Origin of the sequence: Mycolicibacterium sp. 624, from assembly GCF_040548615.1 — a bacterium.
Lineage (GTDB): Bacteria > Actinomycetota > Actinomycetes > Mycobacteriales > Mycobacteriaceae > Mycobacterium.
Map to the genome: position 1 here is coordinate 202,921 of NZ_JBEPRZ010000004.1, position 17,932 is coordinate 220,852.

General features: G+C 64.8%; 16 protein-coding genes. 13 read left to right on the forward strand and 3 right to left on the reverse strand.

The genetic code is table 11. The features are described from left to right. Positions 1 to 40: 40 nt before the first annotated feature. A complete protein-coding gene (locus ABIA65_RS17505) occupies positions 41 to 1,612 on the reverse strand; it encodes a PTS transporter subunit EIIC (RefSeq protein ID WP_354524352.1) in 1,572 nt (523 codons plus the stop codon). 152 nt (positions 1,613 to 1,764) lie between these two features. On the opposite strand from ABIA65_RS17505, the gene ABIA65_RS17510 reads away from it, so the two are divergent. From ABIA65_RS17510 to ABIA65_RS17525, 4 genes are read left to right on the forward strand one after another with little or no spacing between them, the layout of a single operon-like run. Continuing rightward, positions 1,765 to 2,235, forward strand: coding sequence for a PTS sugar transporter subunit IIA (locus ABIA65_RS17510; RefSeq protein ID WP_354524353.1), 471 nt, complete (start codon positions 1,765 to 1,767; stop codon positions 2,233 to 2,235). Beyond that, positions 2,236 to 3,021 carry a glucosamine-6-phosphate deaminase gene (gene nagB, locus ABIA65_RS17515; RefSeq protein WP_241400318.1) on the forward strand — a complete coding sequence of 262 codons (786 nt, stop codon included), beginning with the start codon at positions 2,236 to 2,238 and terminating at the stop codon, positions 3,019 to 3,021. Position 3,022: 1 nt separating this feature from the next. Continuing rightward, positions 3,023 to 4,162, forward strand: coding sequence for an N-acetylglucosamine-6-phosphate deacetylase (nagA, locus tag ABIA65_RS17520; RefSeq protein ID WP_354524354.1), 1,140 nt, complete (start codon positions 3,023 to 3,025; stop codon positions 4,160 to 4,162). A gap of 6 nt (positions 4,163 to 4,168) precedes the next feature. Then, entirely contained in the window at positions 4,169 to 5,194 is a 1,026-nt protein-coding gene (locus ABIA65_RS17525; protein ID WP_241400316.1) for an alcohol dehydrogenase catalytic domain-containing protein, read from the forward strand. 188 nt (positions 5,195 to 5,382) lie between these two features. On the opposite strand, the gene ABIA65_RS17530 is transcribed toward ABIA65_RS17525, so the two are convergent. Both ABIA65_RS17530 and ABIA65_RS17535 read right to left on the reverse strand, forming a co-directional pair. Beyond that, positions 5,383 to 5,673, reverse strand: a complete 291-nt coding sequence (locus tag ABIA65_RS17530; protein WP_241400315.1) for a DUF4235 domain-containing protein — start codon at positions 5,671 to 5,673, stop codon at positions 5,383 to 5,385. A gap of 88 nt (positions 5,674 to 5,761) precedes the next feature. Next, a complete protein-coding gene (locus tag ABIA65_RS17535; RefSeq protein WP_241400314.1) occupies positions 5,762 to 6,733 on the reverse strand; it encodes an NADPH:quinone oxidoreductase family protein in 972 nt (323 codons plus the stop codon). Between the two features lie 22 nt (positions 6,734 to 6,755). On the opposite strand from ABIA65_RS17535, the gene ABIA65_RS17540 reads away from it, so the two are divergent. The 9 genes from ABIA65_RS17540 (at position 6,756) to ABIA65_RS17580 (ending at position 17,925) form a co-directional block, all read left to right on the forward strand. Then, the gene (locus ABIA65_RS17540) at positions 6,756 to 7,859 is read left to right on the forward strand and encodes an NAD(P)-dependent alcohol dehydrogenase (protein WP_354524355.1); all 1,104 of its coding nucleotides are present in this window, start codon (positions 6,756 to 6,758) and stop codon (positions 7,857 to 7,859) included. 10 nt (positions 7,860 to 7,869) lie between these two features. Continuing rightward, complete coding sequence (locus ABIA65_RS17545) at positions 7,870 to 9,510, forward strand: FAD-dependent oxidoreductase (RefSeq protein WP_241400312.1); 1,641 nt, start codon at positions 7,870 to 7,872, stop codon at positions 9,508 to 9,510. A 785-nt stretch (positions 9,511 to 10,295) separates the two neighbouring features. Continuing rightward, the gene (locus ABIA65_RS17550) at positions 10,296 to 11,162 is read left to right on the forward strand and encodes an enoyl-CoA hydratase/isomerase family protein (protein WP_354524356.1); all 867 of its coding nucleotides are present in this window, start codon (positions 10,296 to 10,298) and stop codon (positions 11,160 to 11,162) included. 121 nt (positions 11,163 to 11,283) lie between these two features. Further along, the gene (locus ABIA65_RS17555; protein WP_241400310.1) at positions 11,284 to 12,150 is read left to right on the forward strand and encodes a branched-chain amino acid ABC transporter permease; all 867 of its coding nucleotides are present in this window, start codon (positions 11,284 to 11,286) and stop codon (positions 12,148 to 12,150) included. Beyond that, complete coding sequence (locus ABIA65_RS17560; protein WP_354524357.1) at positions 12,147 to 13,136, forward strand: branched-chain amino acid ABC transporter permease; 990 nt, start codon at positions 12,147 to 12,149, stop codon at positions 13,134 to 13,136. The genes ABIA65_RS17555 and ABIA65_RS17560 overlap by 4 nt, the downstream gene beginning before the upstream one ends. Continuing rightward, on the forward strand, positions 13,136 to 13,921 hold the full coding sequence (locus tag ABIA65_RS17565; protein WP_354524358.1) for an ABC transporter ATP-binding protein: 786 nt from the start codon (positions 13,136 to 13,138) through the stop codon (positions 13,919 to 13,921). Before ABIA65_RS17560 ends, ABIA65_RS17565 begins: the two co-directional genes overlap by 1 nt. After that, on the forward strand, positions 13,908 to 14,627 hold the full coding sequence (locus ABIA65_RS17570; RefSeq protein WP_354524359.1) for an ABC transporter ATP-binding protein: 720 nt from the start codon (positions 13,908 to 13,910) through the stop codon (positions 14,625 to 14,627). The genes ABIA65_RS17565 and ABIA65_RS17570 overlap by 14 nt, the downstream gene beginning before the upstream one ends. Before the next feature lie 230 nt (positions 14,628 to 14,857). Continuing rightward, the gene (locus ABIA65_RS17575; RefSeq protein ID WP_241400306.1) at positions 14,858 to 16,015 is read left to right on the forward strand and encodes an ABC transporter substrate-binding protein; all 1,158 of its coding nucleotides are present in this window, start codon (positions 14,858 to 14,860) and stop codon (positions 16,013 to 16,015) included. A gap of 92 nt (positions 16,016 to 16,107) precedes the next feature. Then, positions 16,108 to 17,925: an AMP-dependent synthetase/ligase gene (locus tag ABIA65_RS17580; RefSeq protein WP_354524360.1), complete on the forward strand. Its 1,818-nt coding sequence runs from the start codon at positions 16,108 to 16,110 to the stop codon at positions 17,923 to 17,925. Positions 17,926 to 17,932 lie beyond the last annotated feature (7 nt).

Here is a 17,932-nt window from a genome sequence, read left to right on the forward strand (position 1 = left end):
GATTGGCTAGGTATTCCCAGGCCACGGGCGTGAAATTGGTCTAGAGGACGTCGAGGATGGCGTTCTTGAGCGCCTCGGCCTGGGTGCCGAACACCGCCTGCACGCTGTTGCCGACCTCGACCACACCCGCTGCGCCCAGACTCTTCAGCCGGGCCTGATCGACCTTGCCCTTGTCGGCGACCTCCATGCGCAGGCGCGTGATGCAGGCGTCGACATTGACCAGGTTCTGCCGGCCGCCGAACGCCTCGATGACCTGTTCGGCTCTGCTGTCCGCCGGAGCTGCGATCGTCGCGGTCGCCGTACCGCCTGCCGCCACCGCGGTCGCCGATTCCGCGCCCTCCCCGATGTTCGCCCGCTCCTCGGCCTCGAACTCGGCCTCCGGCTCCCGGCCGGGAGTGCGCATGTTCCACCTCGTGATCGCGAACCGGAACAGCACGTAGTAGACGACGAAGAACACCAGGCCCATCCCGATCAACAGTCCGATGTTCTTTGCGGCCGGTGCGGTGCCGTAGAGCAGCAGGTCGATGAGCCCGGCGGAGAACGAGAAGCCCAGGTGTATGTCGAGCAGGTAGGCCACCGCCAGCGACAGCCCGGTCAGCAGAGCGTGGATGACGTACAGCGGGAAGGCCACGAACATGAACGCGAACTCCAGCGGCTCGGTCACACCGGTCAGGAACGCGGTCAGCGCAGCCGCCGACAGGATTCCGACCGCCACCTTGCGCTGTTTCTTGTTGGCCACGTGGATCATCGCGAGTGCGGCGGCCGGCAGGCCGAACATCAGAATCGGGTAGAAGCCCGACGTCAGGATGCCCGCCGTGGGGTCGCCCGCCGCGAATCGGGTCAGTTCACCGGTGACGACGTCGCCGCCGGGTGTCTGGTAGTCGCCATAGAGGAACCAGACGTAGGAGTTCGGGATGTGGTGCAGACCCAGCGGTATGAGCATGCGGTTGGCGAATCCGTAGACGAATGCACCGAGCGCACCTGCGCCGCCGATGAACTGGCCGAGACTCGTCAGCCCCACGTCGAAGATCGGGTAGCAGTAGCTCATGGCGAACGCGAGGAACAGCGAGGCCAACGACACCACGATCGGCACAAACCGCCGCCCGCCGAAGAATCCGAGGTAGGACGGCAACTCGATGGTGTGGTATTTGTCGAACAACCAGGCGGTGAGCAGACCGACCACGATCCCCGCGAACACGCTGTAGTTGATCTGAGCCTGGTCACCGGCCTTGTCGACCTCGCCGGCGAGAACGATCGGCGACATGGTCTTGAACACCGCCTCCACCACCAGGTAACCCACCACGGCGGCCAGCGCGGTCGAGCCGTCGGCCTTTCTGGCGAATCCGATGGCCACGCCGACGGCGAACAGCAGCGGCAGGTTGGCGAATACGGCGTCACCTGCCGCACTCATCGCCTGGAAGAACGCCCCGATGACCGGCGCGTCGATCCGGCCCAGCAGGTCGGGCTGACCCAACCGCAGCAGGATGCCCGCCGCGGGCAGTACCGCGATCGGCAGCATGAGGCTCTTGCCCAGCCGCTGCAACTGCGCGAAGCCGGGTATGCGCATCCCCGATTTCCTCTGTGCGCCCACGGGTTTCGTCGCATCGCCCATTATCGGTGACCTCCCTGTGGCGCCCACGCCGACCGTCGAAGCGCAGCGGTAGCTTAAACGAGTAGCGCTGAAGTGGAGGCCGTCTTTGCGCTGCGCTCGTATTGTTGGTGCAGGCCGGACGATGGTGTCCGCTAGATAGGGAGTCGCTCATCGTGAGCAAGACGCCAGTCCTCGCCCCGGTGGCGGGGCGTGCAGTTGCGTTGTCCGACGTCCCCGATCCGGTGTTCTCGCAGGGCATGGTCGGCTACGGTGCCGCCGTCGACCCGCCCCGTGCGGTGGTCGACGCGATCGCTCCCGTCAGTGGCAAGCTGCTCAAGCTGATGCCCCACGCCTACATCGTGATGACACCGGACAATGTCGGCGTGCTGGTCCATCTCGGCCTGGACACCGTGGCGTTGGCCGGTGAGGGCTTCATCTCTCATGTCAGCCAGGGCGACGACGTCATCGCGGGCCAGACCGTCATCACCTACGACGTTCCGGCCATCGTGGCCAAGGGCCTCAATCCCATCGTGCCCGTCGTGGTCATGGACGAACGCGAATCCGACAATGTCACGCCGTCCGACGCGGTCAGCACCGGCTCCGAGATCGACTACGGTGCCACCCTTTTCACCGCGACCAAGTAGATGGAAGTCATTACCCTGGCCGACGCCGAGGAGATCGGCGCCCTCGCCGCGGACGCGATAGGCGCACTGCTGGCTCGCAAACCGACGGCGGTCCTGGGGCTGGCCACCGGATCGTCGCCGCTGGCGATCTACGACCAACTCGCGGCGCGCTGCGATGCGGGGCTCATCTCCTTCGCCTCGGCACGGGGTTTCACCCTCGACGAGTATGTGGGCCTGCCCGCCGACCATCCCGAGCGGTACAGCACGGTCATCGACAACGTTTTCGTGTCGCGGGTGGACTTCGCGCCAGGAGCGGTGCAGAGCCCCGACGGTCTGGCCGCCGACATCCCGGCGGCATGCGAGCAGTACGAGAACGCGATTCGTGATGCGGGTGGCGTCGATCTGCAGATCCTCGGCATCGGCACCGACGGACACGTCGCCTTCAACGAGCCGGGATCGTCGCTGGCGTCACGGACCCGGATCAAGACGCTCACCATGCAGACGCGCCGCGATAACGCGCGCTTCTTCGGCGACGACATCGACGCGGTGCCGACCCACTGCCTCACGCAGGGCCTCGCCACCATCATGGCGGCCCGGCACGTGATCCTGGTCGCCACCAGCAGCAGCAAGGCCGAGGCCGTGCACCACCTGGTCGAGGGCGCGGTCAGCGCGATGTGGCCCGCGACCATTCTGCAACACCACCCCCACGTGACCGTGCTGCTCGACGACGCCGCCGCACGCCGCCTCCAGCTCGTCGACTACTACCGCGAGACCTACCGCGCCAAGCCGGACTGGCAGGGCATCTGAGTTGTTACTGACGGCAGACACCATCGCCACGGGCTCAGAACTGTTGCGGCCCGGGTGGATCGAGGTGGACCAGGACAACGTGGCGGCAGTCGGCAGGGGAGTTCCCTCGCGGCCCGCGGACCGCGACCTCGGGGCGGTGACGGTGGTGCCCGGATTCGTCGACACCCATCTGCACGGCGGGGCCGGTGCGAACTTCTCCGCCGCCGTCGCGTCCGAGACCGCCACCGCGGTGGCGTATCACCGCCGATTCGGCACGACCGCGATGGTCGCGTCCCTGGTGACCGCCGGGCTGGACGAATTGCTGCGCCAGGTATACGGATTGGCCGACGACGTGCGCGCCGGACTGGTCGACGGTATCCACCTGGAGGGACCCTGGTTGTCGGCCAGTCGCTGTGGTGCGCATCAGCCATCGCTGATGCGCGACCCCGACCCAGCCGAGATCGACCGTGTGCTCGAGGCGGGCGCCGGAACGATTCGGATGGTCACCATCGCACCCGAGCGGGACGGTGGACTCGCGGCGATCAGGCAGTTCGTCGATGCAGGAGTCGTTGTCGCGGTAGGGCACACCGAGGCCACCTACGAACAGACGCGTGCGGCGATCGCGGCGGGTGCGACGGTGGGCACGCATCTGTTCAACGCGATGCGCCCGATCGATCGGCGGGAGCCAGGGCCTGCCATCGCGCTGCTCGAAGATCCCAGTGTGACCGTCGAACTCATCACCGATGGCGTGCACATCGCGCCCGCCATTTACCGACATGTCGCGATGAGTGCCGGAGCCGACCGGGTCTCGTTGATCACCGACGCGATGGCGGCCACCGGGATGCCCGACGGGAGGTACCGCCTCGGTCCGATCGCCGTCGACGTCGTCGCGGGCGTTGCGCGTGTCGGGGGCTCCGACACCATCGCAGGCAGCACCGCGACGATGGACAGGGTGTTCCGGTTCGCTGTCACGCACGCCGGACTGCCGCCGGAGGCGGCGCTGCTGCAGGCCGTGCGGCAGTCCTCGATCAATCCGGCGCGGGCACTGGGACTACCGTCAGATGGCCTGACGCCGGGTGCATATGCCGACCTGGTAGTTCTGGATGGTGACCTCGCGGTGCGCGGTGTGCTGCGTCGGGGGCAGTGGATCTATGGAGAGTGAGTTCAGATGAAGAGCGTCGTGATCGATACTCCGGGTCAGGTTCGGGTCGAGACGGTGCCCGATCCGACGCTGCCCGGCGCGGACGGCGCCATCATCGAGGTGCGGTCGACCGCGATCTGCGGTTCCGATCTTCACTTCTACGAGGGTGACTACCCGCTCGCCGCGCCGGTTGCCCTTGGCCACGAGGCGGTCGGCACGGTGGTCGAGGTCGGACCCGATGTGACGACCGTGAAGGTAGGTGACGACGTGCTGGTCTCCTCGGTCGCCGGCTGCGGGTCGTGCGCCGGTTGTGCGACACACGATCCGGTGACGTGCGTCGGTGGGCCTCGGATCTTCGGCGCCGGTGTACTCGGCGGCGCGCAGTCCGAACTGCTGGCGGTTCCCGTCGCGGACTTCCAGCTGTTGGCGCTGCCCGAGGACATTCACACCGAGGAAGCCCTGCTGTTGACCGACAATCTCGCCACGGGGTGGGCGGGTGCGCAGCGTGCCGACATCCCGCCCGGCGGCACCGTCGTGGTCATCGGTCTGGGTGCGGTCGGACTGTGCGCGGTACACAGCGCCATCGCGCTCGGCGCGGGCACCGTCTTCGCCATCGATCCCGTCGAGGGTCGACGGCAGCGCGCCGAGCAGGCCGGGGCCGTCGGGTTGGCGCCACCGGCACTGCAGGCGGTGTTGGATGCGACCGACGGTCGCGGTGCGGTGTCGGTGATCGATGCCGTCGGCAGCGATGGGTCGATGAACGATGCGCTGGCCTGCGTGCGGGCCGGTGGCACGGTGTCGGTGGTGGGTGTGCACGACCTCAACCCGTTCCCGCTGCCCGCCACACTCAGTCTGATTCGGAGCATCTCGTTGCGGTTCACCACGGCGCCCGTGCAGCGCACCTGGCCCGAACTCGTCCCCCTGCTGCAATCAGGCCGGCTCGACGTCAGCAACATCTTCACCCACACCATGCCGCTGGCCGAGGCGCCCGCCGCCTACGCCGCAGTTGCGGCCAGGGATGCCGACTGCGTCAAGGTGGTGCTGACGACCTGAGGGCGGGATGGTGCAGACCGTAGACGCGGGTCACCGCGATCCGTAGCACCATTCGTCGGTCGGCGAGCATCCGCTCGTCGAACTTGGGACGCTCGGAGACTCGGGCCTTAGGAACGTCGAACGCGGCCGAACTCTGCGAATCATGAGCGCTGACGCTCGCTGAGCGAACGTCAGCACGCACGAAGCGCTCAGCTACCCGGCCACTCGCCGGTCGCCTTCTCGAAGAGTCGGGCGCCCTGCCGGTCGATGATGGTCTTGACCGCCGAGAAGATCGCGCCCTGTATGACGGCGGCCAGCAGAATCTGCTTGAAGGGGTACTCGGTCTCCAGGGCCTTCGGCGGATTGGACTGCGGGCCGGGAGCCGCCAGTCGCCACACCTGCTTGAACACGAGCCCGGCGATGAGTCCGCCCACCAGCGAGCTGGCCAGGCCTATGGGGCGATACAGGAGCGCAGCTGATTTGCTCGTCTTCTTGGCCATGTGTGGTCTCCTCGCTCCGTTTGAAGTCCGGAGTGCCCTCTGTCAGGGACCGCGAAACCGACACCGCCCCTTCACGACGACCTTGCGCTCAGCGCACCCTCACCACGACCTTGCCCTTGGCCGACCGGTCCTCCAGCGAGGCGATGGCGTCACCGGCGCGCTCCAGCGGGTAGACGACCGGATCGGGTGCGGTGATCAGGCCCGAGGCCAGCAGCGGTTCGAGTTCGGCCCACTGCTCGTGTAGATAGCCGGGATGCGTTGCGGCCCAAGCGCCCCACCCGACACCGATCACGTCGACGTTGTTCAGCAGCAGCCGGTTGACCTTGACGGTTGGGATCTCGCCGCCGGTGAATCCGACGACGAGCAGGCGTCCGCCCGGTGCCAACGATCGCAGCGAGTCGGTGAAGCGGTCACCGCCCACCGGGTCGACGATGAGTTCGACGCCGCGTCCGCCGGTCAGTTCCTTGACTGCGTCCTTGAAGTGGTCGGCCAACACCACGTCGGTGGCGCCGGCGGCCCTGGCGACGGCCGCCTTGTCCTCGGTACTGACCACGGCGATGATGCGCGAGGCACCCCACGCCGCGGCCAGGCGCAGCGTAGATGTTCCGATGCCGCCAGCGGCACCGTGCACGAGGACCGTCTCGCCGGGAACCAACCGGCCCCGGGTTCGCAGTGCGCAGTGCACCGTCAGATCATTGAAGAGCAGGCCAGCACCCGCCTCGAAGGACACCGAGTCCGGCAGCGCGAACACCCGATCTGCCGGTAACGCAACGACTTCGGCCATGCCACCCGTCAGCATCGTCAGGCCGGCCACCCGGTCGCCTGCGGACACGTGCGCGCCGGCGGGCGCGCTACGCACCACGCCCGCGATCTCGGCTCCCGGCACGTAGGGCAGCTCCGCCTTGTGCTGGTAGAGCCCGCGGGTCTGTAGCGCATCGGGGAAGGCGACGCCGGCGGCGTACACGTCGATGACGACGCCGTCGGCCGATGTCGGCTCGTCGATGTCCACCAATTCCGCGGCGTGTGGACCGTCCAACTGTGGTACCTGTATGGCTCGCATCCAGACCATTTAACATCCCAGGGTGATAGAGGCGCGTGCCGCGGTCGTGCTCGAGCCGGGAGCCGTTCCGCAACTGACCGACGTCCAGATCCGGCCGCCCGTCGGCGATGAGGTGCTGGTGCGCGTCGCCGCGGTCGGCATCTGTCACACCGACGTCAGCGTCTCCGCCCGGTTTCCGGCCGCGAGGCTGCCGATGACATTCGGCCACGAGGGCACCGGCACCGTTGTCGAGGCCGGCCCCGACGCAACGGCGGCAATGGGCCAACAGGTGGTCCTGACGTTCGCCAGTTGCGGCGAATGCGCGAACTGCTCCGAGGGCGCCCCCGCCTACTGTGACCACTCGACCGGCCTGAACATGCGCGGTGATCGCGGTGACGAGACCAGCGCCCTGCGCCTGCACGGCACACCGGTGGCCGGCGGGTTCTTCGGGCAGTCCAGCTTCGCCACCCACGCCATCTCGCGGCCGGCCAACACCGTCGTGCTGCCCGAACCCATGCCCCCCGAGCTGGCGGCGCCGTTGGGTTGCAGCGTCCAGACCGGTGTCGGCACTGTGCTCAACGCCCTGGCTCTGGCTGCCGCCGACGTGCTGGCCGTCTTCGGCGCGGGTGCGGTGGGGCTCTCGGCGGTGATGGGTGGGCGGATCGCGGGATGCCGGGCCATTGTCGCCGTCGATCCGGTGCCGCAGCGACGGGCCTTGGCGATGCGTCTGGGCGCCACCGCCGTCATCGACCCGGTCGACGGCGATGTCGCGGCGCACCTCATCGAGGTGACCGGTGGGGGAGCGACGGCGGCGATCGACACGACCGCGCTACCCGACGTCATAGCGACGGCACTGACCTGCCTGCGTGCCCGCGGCACTCTTGCGCTGGTCGGTCTGGGCGCGTTGAGCGCGGCGCTTCCGGTCGGATTGATCATGGGTCGTGGCCTTCGCGTGCGCGGTGTCGTCGAGGGCGACAGCGACCCGCACGTGTTCATCCCGCAACTGGCGCAGATGTGGCGCCGCGGCGACCTGCCGCTGGAGGAGCTGGTGACCACCTTCTCGTTCGACGACTTCGGCGACGCATGGCATTCCGCGACGACGGGTGGCGCGGTGAAACCCGTTCTCGTAATGCGTCCTGATCGCTAGAGTCCCGCACATGGACGCACAGGTGATCGTCGTCGGAGCCGGCCCGGTGGGGCTCACAGCTGCTATTGAGTTGGCGCGCCGGGGAGTTGACGTTCTCATCATCGACAAACGCGACAGCGTGGCGCCGTGGGCGAAGGCCGTAGGGATCCAACCCCGCACCCTCGAGATCTGGGATCAGATCGGCATCGTCGACACCGCGCTCGACGCGTCGATCACGATGCGCGGGCAGGTCATGTACGTCAACGGTGAGCGCACCGGAGAACTCGTCTTCCCAATACCTGATGAGGTGCCGTACGGATTCGTCTGCCTGCCGCAGTACACCACCGAGGAGATTCTCGGTGCGCATCTGGCGGGGCTCGGCACCGCAGTTCGCCGCGGCGTGGAACTGGTCGCCTTCACCGCCGACGACGCCGGTGTGAAGGCGACCCTGCGCGACGCCGACGGCGAACGCGAGGTGTCAGCCGAGTATCTGGTGGCCGCCGAGGGCGCGCACAGCGTGGTGCGCAAGACGCTGGGGCTGACGTTCGAGGGCGACGCGTTCCCCGAGGAGTACATGCTGGCCGACGTCGAGCTCGACTGGGGCCTTCCGACTGGCCTGTCTGTGCGCAGCTCGCATGTGACCGACGGCGTCGTCGACGATTTGCTGGTGTGCATCCCGCTGCCCGGCCGGTGCCGCTATCGAATCTCGATGCTGGTGCCCGACGAGCTGTCTGCGGCCACCCGCGTGGAAGACGTTGTCACACACGGGATTCAGGCCGATGCGCCGAAGCCGGCGCTGCGCCACGTGCAGGCGGTTCTCGATCGATTGGCGCCCGAGCCGACGACGGCGACAAACATGCGTTGGTCATCGGTCTTCCGCATCAGTCACCGGTTGGTCAACCGGTATCAGCAGGGCCGGGCGTTCCTGGCGGGCGATACCGCCCACATCCATCCGCCCACAGGCGCGCAGGGCATGAACACCGGTATCCAGGACGCCTACAACCTGGGCTGGAAACTCGCGCTCGCCGTGCAGGGCGCGGCGGCGCCGCACCTGCTGGACAGTTACCACGCCGAACGCCATCCCGTGGGGGAGGAGGTGGTTGGCCGGACGGTGCGTGCAGCCCGGGAGGGAATCGGCGGCGGCGACGACTTGCAGACGACGGTGCTGCGCACAGCGCAACTCCTGGTGCACTACGCCGACAGCCCCATCGTCGGCGACGATCCGGACGCACCGGGTCCCGCCGCCGGACCACGTCCAGGGGAGCGGGCGCCGGACGCCACCGGCCTTCGTCGCAGCGCAGTGACCGGCCCCATTCGCTGTCACGAGTTGTTCCGCCACACCGGCCACACCCTGCTGCTGTGGGCGACATCGGAGGCGGCGTGGGGCGAGGCGATGGAGGTCGCCGAGGATGTGATCGCTCGGTCGGCCGGGCGCCTGCGTGCTGTCGTCGTGGTGCCCGAGGGGCTCTCGGATACCGCGGTGTTCGGCGCGACGTTGGTCGACGCGGACGGGAACCTTGCCACTGCATACGGTTTCGGCGATGCCGCCACGACGCCGGCGGCCTGTCTCATCCGACCCGACGGCTACGTGTCCTACCGCTCGGCGGCGGTCGATGAGGGCCGTCTGCTCGCGCACCTCGCGACGACCACGCTGCAGCTGCCGGACGCCTGACGCGACAGGCCCCTGGGCCAGGCCGGCGTCGATGGTAGCGGGGATCTGGTCCCGTCCTCTTAGCTGACGGTCGCCGTGCGCGCGATGCGCACAGCCGGCACATCGGTGACGGCGGTACCGCATGCCGGGACGGCGGAAGCGCCACGGCACCACACAGTCGAGCCAATGGGACCAGTTGAGGATGCGGCCTGCGATATTGTAAAGGGCCAGGATCACGGCGTCGAATGGTGTGCCAAACTCGTTGACACTCAGCCAGTTCAGCGTGGGTTGCCGTACCCGCGGTCGCATTGGGCTGCGGTCTGTGTGGTCAGGAGAGCGTGGGCACGCCGGCTACAGGAATAACGCGCATCCGCGGTGATCAGCGCGTGTGCCGTTATTAACGAGCATTAATCCACAAAAGGTTGGATCGGCCGCCTGCGGGTGCCATTTGTGGCCCTTAATCCGATGGACAGGCGGTTCCATCTGTGGCTCTGCGCAACGGTATGCAGGTGAAACCCACGGAAATGCCCGTGGTTCTACAGAAAGTGTTGACAGGATCACACTCGGGCCATAGGTTAATGCGCATTCACAGAGGCCGATGGGATGCGACGGGCGATTCACCTATATGGGCGAAGTCGAGACGACACCAGCGCATACGCATGAGCGCCGTTACCGGGGCGCACCTCAGCGGCGATTCTGGATGGTGTTCGCGCCGAGCGGCCGCCTGCTACGTCGAGTTCGAAGCGTTCGAAAGCAGTGTCCCAGCAGGAAACAACCGAAAATAGTGTCGAGGTAGGAGAAGCGCGATGAACACACTGGCCGCGGATGACGTCTTTAGCCGCTACCCGAAGGAGATCTTGATCGAGCGCAAACCAAACGGGGTACTCCTCATCACCCTCAATCGTCCCGAGCGACTGAACTCCCTCACGATGCCGATGTTCGAGCATATGACCGAAATTTGGCTTGATGTCGACCGTGACCCCCAAACGCGGGTCGCTGTTATCACTGGCGCCGGCCGCGGGTTCTGCACAGGCATGGATGTGAGCCAACCAGACCCCACCCTGGATGACGCGATCGCGCTCATGGAGGGTGAGCGGCGACGGATCACGGCGCTCCTGAACATGGATAAGCCCCTCATCTCGGCGATCAACGGGCCCGCGGTGGGCTGGGGTCTGTCAATGGCGTTGCTCGCGGACATCAGTGTCGCTGCTGAGGACGCTTTGCTTCGGGACGGCCACACTCGTGTAGGAGTGGTCGCGGGCGACCACTCCTCCCTGATTTGGCCGCTGCTCGTCGGCATGGCCAAAGCTAAGTATTACCAACTAACTTCAGCAAGTCTGACTGGCGCTGAGGCTGAGCATATGGGTCTGGTGAGCGTCACCGAGCCGAAGGAGGCGGTGCTCGATCGCGCCTTGGCGATCGCCGACGATCTTGCGCAGGGCTCACAGCAGGCAATCCGCTGGACAAAGCGATCGCTGAACTCAGGTTGGCTGACCAATGCCCTTCCTCAGCAGGAGTTGTCCGCGGCGTTGGAGACCCTAGGTTTCGCGAGCGCGGACTACCGCGAGGCCCGACAAGCCTTCCGCGAGGGTCGGCCGGCCGAATTCCCCTCTGCACGTGGCGATGGCCACCTCGTCCCTAGCTCTCCGGCAACGCAAGAAGTTGCACGGTGAATCATGACAGAACCTGAAATCGGCAAGGGCGCCCGGAACTTCGACGATCCAGCCTCCCGTTGCCTGCGAGAGTGCGGTAACAGCAATAGATCTCGGCGTGCAAGGGCATGAAGGGGGATTCGTGCTAGTCGTCGTTGCTGCTGGCTTGGTCAGCGGTGCGGTTCTGTTGCTGGCCACGGTGGGCTTCGAACTCGTGCGCCGGGTGGAGGGCTTCCTCAATATCGCGCATCCCCAACTCATCGTCCTCAGCGGGTTCAGTGCGTACGGCTTCAATGTGCTGCTGGGGATGCACTGGGTAGCCTCCTGTCTCGCGGCGATCGTGGTCACGACGGTGGCGGGCGTTGTATCGGCTCGGCTCATCTTCTGGCCGATGCGCGGACGTCCGCACCATATCCCCATGATCGCATCAGTCGGTCTTGCGTTCTTCATTCACGCAATGGTCGAGGTGTTCACCGGGTACGGGGTGAAGACGCTCAACGTACCTCTGCAAGAGACCTTGCGCATCGGTGAGACCGCAGTGGCCAGCGTTGATCAGATCGCTGTCATCGGCATCGCGACTCTGGTGGTTGTGGCACTGCACTTTTGGCTGTCGAACTCCTACAGCGGCCGGGCATTGCGCGCGATGGCCAACAACCAGGAGCTGGCTCAGATTCGCGGTGTCAACACCTCCTATCTGCAGTACGTCACATGGGCGGTCGCGAGCGCGTTGGCTGCGCTGGCGGGAACGCTCATTGCCTTTACCGCACGCATCTACCCTGAGCTCGGCTGGGATCAGGTGCTGATCATCTCCGCCGCGGCCATTATCGGTGGACTCGGCAGCATCTATGGCGTGATGCTCGCAGCCGTCCTGGTTGGTCTCACATCAAGTCTCGCAACCCTCGTCATCCCGTCCGAATACACCCAGATGGTGGTGTTCGCGGTCATCGCATTGGTCGTCTTCTTTCGGCCTGAGGGCCTCTTCAGCGGTCCGAAGGAGCGTGTCGCATGAGTACTCTGCTGATTCTTGGCGGACTGATCACTCTTATGGGGATCTACGCCGTCGCAGCCCTAGCGTTGAACCTCCAGTTCGGCGTTGGCGGGATGGTGAACTTCGGTGTCGCGGCGTTTTTCGGTGTCGGAGCCTACGCCTACGCGCTGACTGTCATGCCGGCTCAAACTGGTTCATACACATATATTCTCGGACTGGGCTTACCGTGGTGGTCTGGGGCAATCATCGGTGGTCTCGCATCAGCGCTGCTCGCACTCATTGTCGGAAGCGGCCTGCTGAGGGTTGGTGGTGACTACCTCGCTGTGGTCGCGCTTGCGCTTGCCGAGATGACTCGTCAGCTGTTCATCAACCAGCCGGCGATCGCTAATGGAGCGCGCGGGCTACTCGACGCGCCGGTGCCGAGCGTTGATTTCATCCCGGGGCGAGCGCAGGGGTTGTTCATTGCAGCAATTGTTGTGGCCGTCCTGGGTGTGACCTTCCTGCTCTTCCGGCGTGTCACGCGGTCGGCGTTCGGCCGAAGCCTGCTCGCAATCAACCAAAACGAAGCGGTTGCACGTTCGCTGGGGGTGAACGTCTACGCCGTGAAGCTCAAGGCCTTTGTTTTTGCCGCGTTCTTCATGGGCCTGGCCGGGGTCATGTACGTGTGGTACCTGTCGATCCTCACTCCGGCATTCTTCAACGTGAACATCACGTTCACGGTCTTCATTGCTCTGATCATCGGCGGAATGGGCAGCAATGCCGGTGCGGTCCTTGGTGCGGTCGTTCTGCTGGGGCTGCGCGAAGGCCTCACATACGTTCAGGTGGGCTTCATTTCGTCGGAGCTGATGGCCAGCCTTCAGGACGCGCTACAGGGTTTGGTCCTCATCGTGATCCTGCTTTTCTGGCCGGGAGGCCTCTTTAAGCCCCGACTGGCCAGCTACCCGTCGCCCGGCACAGCCTTCGTGGCACCTGCTGTGCTGGCCGCTTCTACGGCAGGAGGTCGGTGATGGACGCAGCAGATCCGTTACTCGAAGTGCGGGGCATCGTGAAGAGTTTTGGTCAGCTCCGAGCACTCGACGGTGTCAATATGGCGGTTGGACGGAGCAAAGTCACCGGTCTCATCGGGCCAAACGGCTCTGGTAAGACGACGCTGTTCAACGCGGTGTCCGGTTTCCTCAAGCCAGATGCTGGAACAGTGGTGTTCAACGGTCGCATCGTCACGGGTGCTCCGACATATCAACTTGCGCGGATGGGTCTGAAGCGCACATTTCAGAACACAGCGGATTTCACTGGCATGTCGGTCATGCAGAATCTGCTCACCGCCGCGCGCACGGTGCCAGGCGAGCGACTATCGCAGCTATTCACCTCGCCGCGCAAGGTGTCAGCGAGTGAACAGGCGTTGGTCGACCGTGCATGGAAACTGCTTGATCGCATGGGGTTGGCCGAACTGGCCAACACCCGGGCGGGGGATCTGTCGATCGGCCAGGGGCGCCTGCTCCAGATCGCCCGTCTGCTCATGGATCCACCGTCGCTGTTGATGCTCGATGAACCTTCCTCGGGGCTCAACCCCGACGATCAGCACCGTCTATCGAAGACCGTGCGTCAACTCCGCGACGCCGAGGACGTGACGGTGCTCGTCATCGAGCACAACATGTCCTTCATCAATGCGATCTCCGATGCGCTGTACGTCATGCACGACGGTCATGTCATCGCCAACGGTCCACCGGCGGAGGTCATCCGCGACCCCCTAGTGATCGAAACCTATTTGGGAGTCCGCCGTGCCACTGCTTGACGTCGAGAACCTGACCAGCGGCTACGGTCGAAACAACATCATCCGTGGTATTTCACTTGCTGCTGACGAAGGGGCCATCACAGCCATCATCGGCCCTAATGGCGCCGGCAAGACGACCCTCGTGCAGACCATCGCCGGGGTTGTGGATGCGCGCAGTGGGAGCGTCAAACTCAATGGAGAGACACTCGACGGGATGTCCCCTCGCGAGCGGGCCCGCGGTGGACTTGGCTATACGCCTCAGTTACGAAACGTCTTTGGCGCACTCTCAGTCGAAGACAATCTGGAAGTTGTGACCCGCGCGATGCGACTTCCTCATGATCGCATGGCTGAGGTTTTGGAACTGTTCCCGATCCTAGCCGAGCGCCGGAAGCAGCGAGCTGGAACGCTTTCAGGCGGGCAACGCCAGCAGCTCGCGATCGCCTCCTCACTGCTCATGCGGCCAAGGCTCTTGATCCTCGACGAACCGACTACCGGCCTAGCACCCCAGATTGTCGATTCGCTCATCGAGCAGATCTGTGTCATCGAACGCAGCGGGACCGGCGTCCTATGGGTCATTGAGGAGCATCCCAGTCAAATCCTGCCGCTGTGCGGACGCGTATTTCTCATGGAATCCGGCCAGGTCCATCACGAGGCAAACGGGCCGCAACTGCTCGCCGATCCAGGCTTCGCCGAGATGTTCCTGGGCGCTCGAATCTCACAGGCATAGGTGCCACGCATGCTCACCCGCACGCGTAGAGCTAGTTGCAGGTCTGGCTCACCCAGCTTCAGCAAGGAAAGATCCACCAGCCCAACGCAAATGCCATTTAGGAGATCTGAACTATGACAATTTTCAGAGCAACAACGCACAAGGTGGCAGTTGCGTGCGTCGTTATGGCGACCGGGGCGGTGCTCACAGGTTGCGGAAACAACGGTGGAGGGGCCTCCGACGGAACCTCCGTGATCGGTGTGGCCGCGCCGCTATCGGGCGAGGCGGCCGTCTTCGGCGGGGCTGTCGATTCGATCACCCGAGCAGTGGTGAACCATGTCAACGAACGCGGCGGCATCAACGGGATCACGTTCGAGGTGGTCAGCGAGGACGAGAAGTTCAACGCCGAGGATGGAGTCCGCGCAGTCACCAAGCTCATCAACAAAGACAACGCGCAATTCATCGTGGGTCCGACCTCCTCGACGTTCATGGCGACGCTCAGTCAGGCAGAACGCAGCGAGGTTGCTATCGCATCGCCGTATGCGGGCATCGTGGAGTACGACGACCAGGCCAACCCCTATACCTTTCGTACAATCGGCCCGGATACCTTCGATGGGCTGGCGGTCGCAAAGAACATCTGGGACAACGGTTTCAAGACGCTGTCGATACTCTACGAGAACTCCGACTCGGCGCGAAGCACGTCGAGCTGGTTGGAGGACTACTACACGAAGCTTGGTGGCACGGTGGTGGCAAAGGTGGCGTACAACGGGGGGCAGAGCTCCTACCTGCCGGAGGTTCGCAGTGCCTTTGAGCCCAAGCCCGATATGGTGTTCCTCGCCGGCTCCGTCGAGCCCGCGATACCGATCGTGCGCGAGTGGGCGCGGCTGGGAATTCCTGGCAAATGGTCGTTTATCGCTGAGTTGACCTACCCCGTGCTGCTCAACGAGGTCGGTGCCCAATACCTTGAAGGTGCTTACGGGCAGTCCGCTTTCGCAGCAGACTCACCGGCCGTCGCGGGGATGCGTGATGTGTTGATCGAGGAGTATGGCGAAGAGAAGGGCATGGCCATCGCTCAGCAGCCGACGGCTGCGATGGCCTACGATGCGATCGTTTCGGGACTCTTGGCGATGGCGGCCGGTGGCGCGGCCACAGGCACAGCGATTGCCGACAATCTTCACAACGTGACTGATTCCGGTGGCACGCCGGTGTTCTCCCTGGATGAAGGCCTTGAACTATTGGCCAAGAATGAGAGGATCGACTATCAAGGTGCCAGTGGCCCAGTCGATTTCAGCTCGACGAACACGGCAGCACCCGACTACGGTGTTTACCAGGTGGTCGACGGGAAGTGGCAGGTAGTCAAGCGCTACACGGGCGTCGAGATTAGCGATCTGGCTGAGGAATTGGGCTGACCATGGAGATGGAGAGAGTTGTTTCCACGAGTTCGCCTGGTTGCGGCAAGGACGGGATCCCCGTGTTGCACAGCGTGTCAGGGTTCGAGGCTGTGCATCGCACCTTCGCGCAGATGTTGTGCGACCGCGCCGAGCGCGAGCCGGACACGGTCGCTTTCTGCAGTTGGGCGGGTGGTGCTGCCCGCCCGACCAGTTGGAGCGAGTACCTAGACGAAGTGCGGGAGACCACACTGGGCCTCCATAATCTCGGGGTGGCGCCGGGCGACCGGGTGGCCATCATGTCCTCTACCCGCCGGGAGTGGGTAGTGGCGGCCCTCGCGATCCTGAGCATGGGCGGCGTCCCTGTTGGAGTCTATCCCACAAGCTCAGGCGCCGAGGTTGAGCAAGCGCTCGAAAGTAGCGGGGCAACAGCTATTTTCGCCGAGAGTGCGTCTGACATCGCCAAGGTGGCAGCGGCCGCCCCCGGGCTGCCGCACTTGTGTGCGACCATCGGGTTCGATACCGAACCAGCGGACCTGCCTCCGACCGTGAAGGCGGTGCATTGGGCGTCATTGCGTGCTGTCGGTAGGGCGCGAGCCCTGGCGGAGCCGGAGTTGTTTACCGTTCTTGTCGAAGCCGGCGACATCGACCAGCTGGCTGCGCTGTTTTATACGTCAGGCTCTACGGGCGCCCCAAAGGGTGTGATGCACACACACCGCACACTCCAGTACTCGGTGCTTGCTTTCGCCATGTCCTACCCCGAGATCGGCAGGACTAGGCACGATCTCGTTGGATTCCTCGGACTATCACACGTCGCGCCGGCGCTGATCGGAGTCTTCGCGCCGATAATGACGAGGCTCGTCGTCACGTACTGCACCATGGATCAGCGTCGCGAAGCGCTCATCGGGGTGCGGCCAACTGCTGTCGTATGGCCGCCGAGGATGCACGAGAAGCTCGCCAGCGAAATGCTGCAGGCGCTTTCCGAGTCTGGGAGAGCCTTCCGCTTTGCATATTCGATTGCAATGAGGGTCGCCCGAAGGATCAGCGTTCTACGCTGGCGGGGGCGTCAGGTGCCGAAGCACCTCAACGCGCTTTACGGCTTCTGCATGAAAAGCGTGTTCCTACCATTGCGGGCGACGGTCGGCATCGACCGCATCAAGGTCAGCTGGACTGCGTCCGGAAGCATGACCCCCGACGTGGCCGCGCTTTGGCACATGTGGGGCCTCGATCTTCGCGAGCTTTTCGGTACGACTGAAACTTGTGGCTCCGTGCTCGCCCAATGGGACCGTGCGTTTCCGGCGCCAGGGACCATCGGCAAGTGCATGCCCGATCCCCGGTGGGCCATCCGTGTCTCTGCTGAAGGAGAGCTACAGCTGCGCAGCCCATGCTTGTTCAAAGGTTACTGGCGCAATCCTGAGGCGACAGCCTCCGTCATGGAGGACGGGTGGTACCGGACAGGCGATCTGGTCGAGCTGAACCGCGACGGCGAGGTGAAGATCATCGGGCGTATGAAGGATGTCCTCAAGACCAGCGGTGGCAAGATGGTTAGCCCGCAGCCGATAGAGGTACGGCTAAAGGCGAGCCCGCTCATTGATGAGGCGATCGTCGTGGGCGAAGGTCGGAAGTACCTCGCGGTGCTGCTATGCGTCAGCGACGTGGCGCGAGCGATGACTCCGCACGAACGGGACGATGCTCTATCCGGCTGGATCGACGAGGTCAACTCCGAACTCGCCCGCCCACTACAGCTGAAAACCTACCGGATCCTGCCGCGTGCCCTGTCACCGGCGGCAGGGGAGTTGACGCCAAAGGCCACCATCCGGCGTTCCAACATCCTTGCCTCCTTTGCCGATTTCGTCGACGACATGTACGACGCCGGCGAGCAGGACGAGATCGTCCGCCAAGCTCGCTTCGCCAGGACAGAACGCAAGTAGGTGCCGC

Excerpts from the sequence above, each read along its gene's own strand:
- ABIA65_RS17505 (WP_354524352.1), bottom strand. The coding sequence starts at position 1,612 with ATGGGCGATGCGACGAAACCCGTGGGCGCACAGAGGAAATCGGGGATG.
- nagB (WP_241400318.1), top strand. The coding sequence starts at position 2,236 with ATGGAAGTCATTACCCTGGCCGACGCCGAGGAGATCGGCGCCCTCGCC.
- ABIA65_RS17525 (WP_241400316.1), top strand. The coding sequence starts at position 4,169 with ATGAAGAGCGTCGTGATCGATACTCCGGGTCAGGTTCGGGTCGAGACG.
- ABIA65_RS17530 (WP_241400315.1), bottom strand. The coding sequence starts at position 5,673 with ATGGCCAAGAAGACGAGCAAATCAGCTGCGCTCCTGTATCGCCCCATA.
- ABIA65_RS17535 (WP_241400314.1), bottom strand. The coding sequence starts at position 6,733 with ATGCGAGCCATACAGGTACCACAGTTGGACGGTCCACACGCCGCGGAA.
- ABIA65_RS17545 (WP_241400312.1), top strand. The coding sequence starts at position 7,870 with ATGGACGCACAGGTGATCGTCGTCGGAGCCGGCCCGGTGGGGCTCACA.
- ABIA65_RS17550 (WP_354524356.1), top strand. The coding sequence starts at position 10,296 with ATGAACACACTGGCCGCGGATGACGTCTTTAGCCGCTACCCGAAGGAG.
- ABIA65_RS17560 (WP_354524357.1), top strand. The coding sequence starts at position 12,147 with ATGAGTACTCTGCTGATTCTTGGCGGACTGATCACTCTTATGGGGATC.
- ABIA65_RS17565 (WP_354524358.1), top strand. The coding sequence starts at position 13,136 with ATGGACGCAGCAGATCCGTTACTCGAAGTGCGGGGCATCGTGAAGAGT.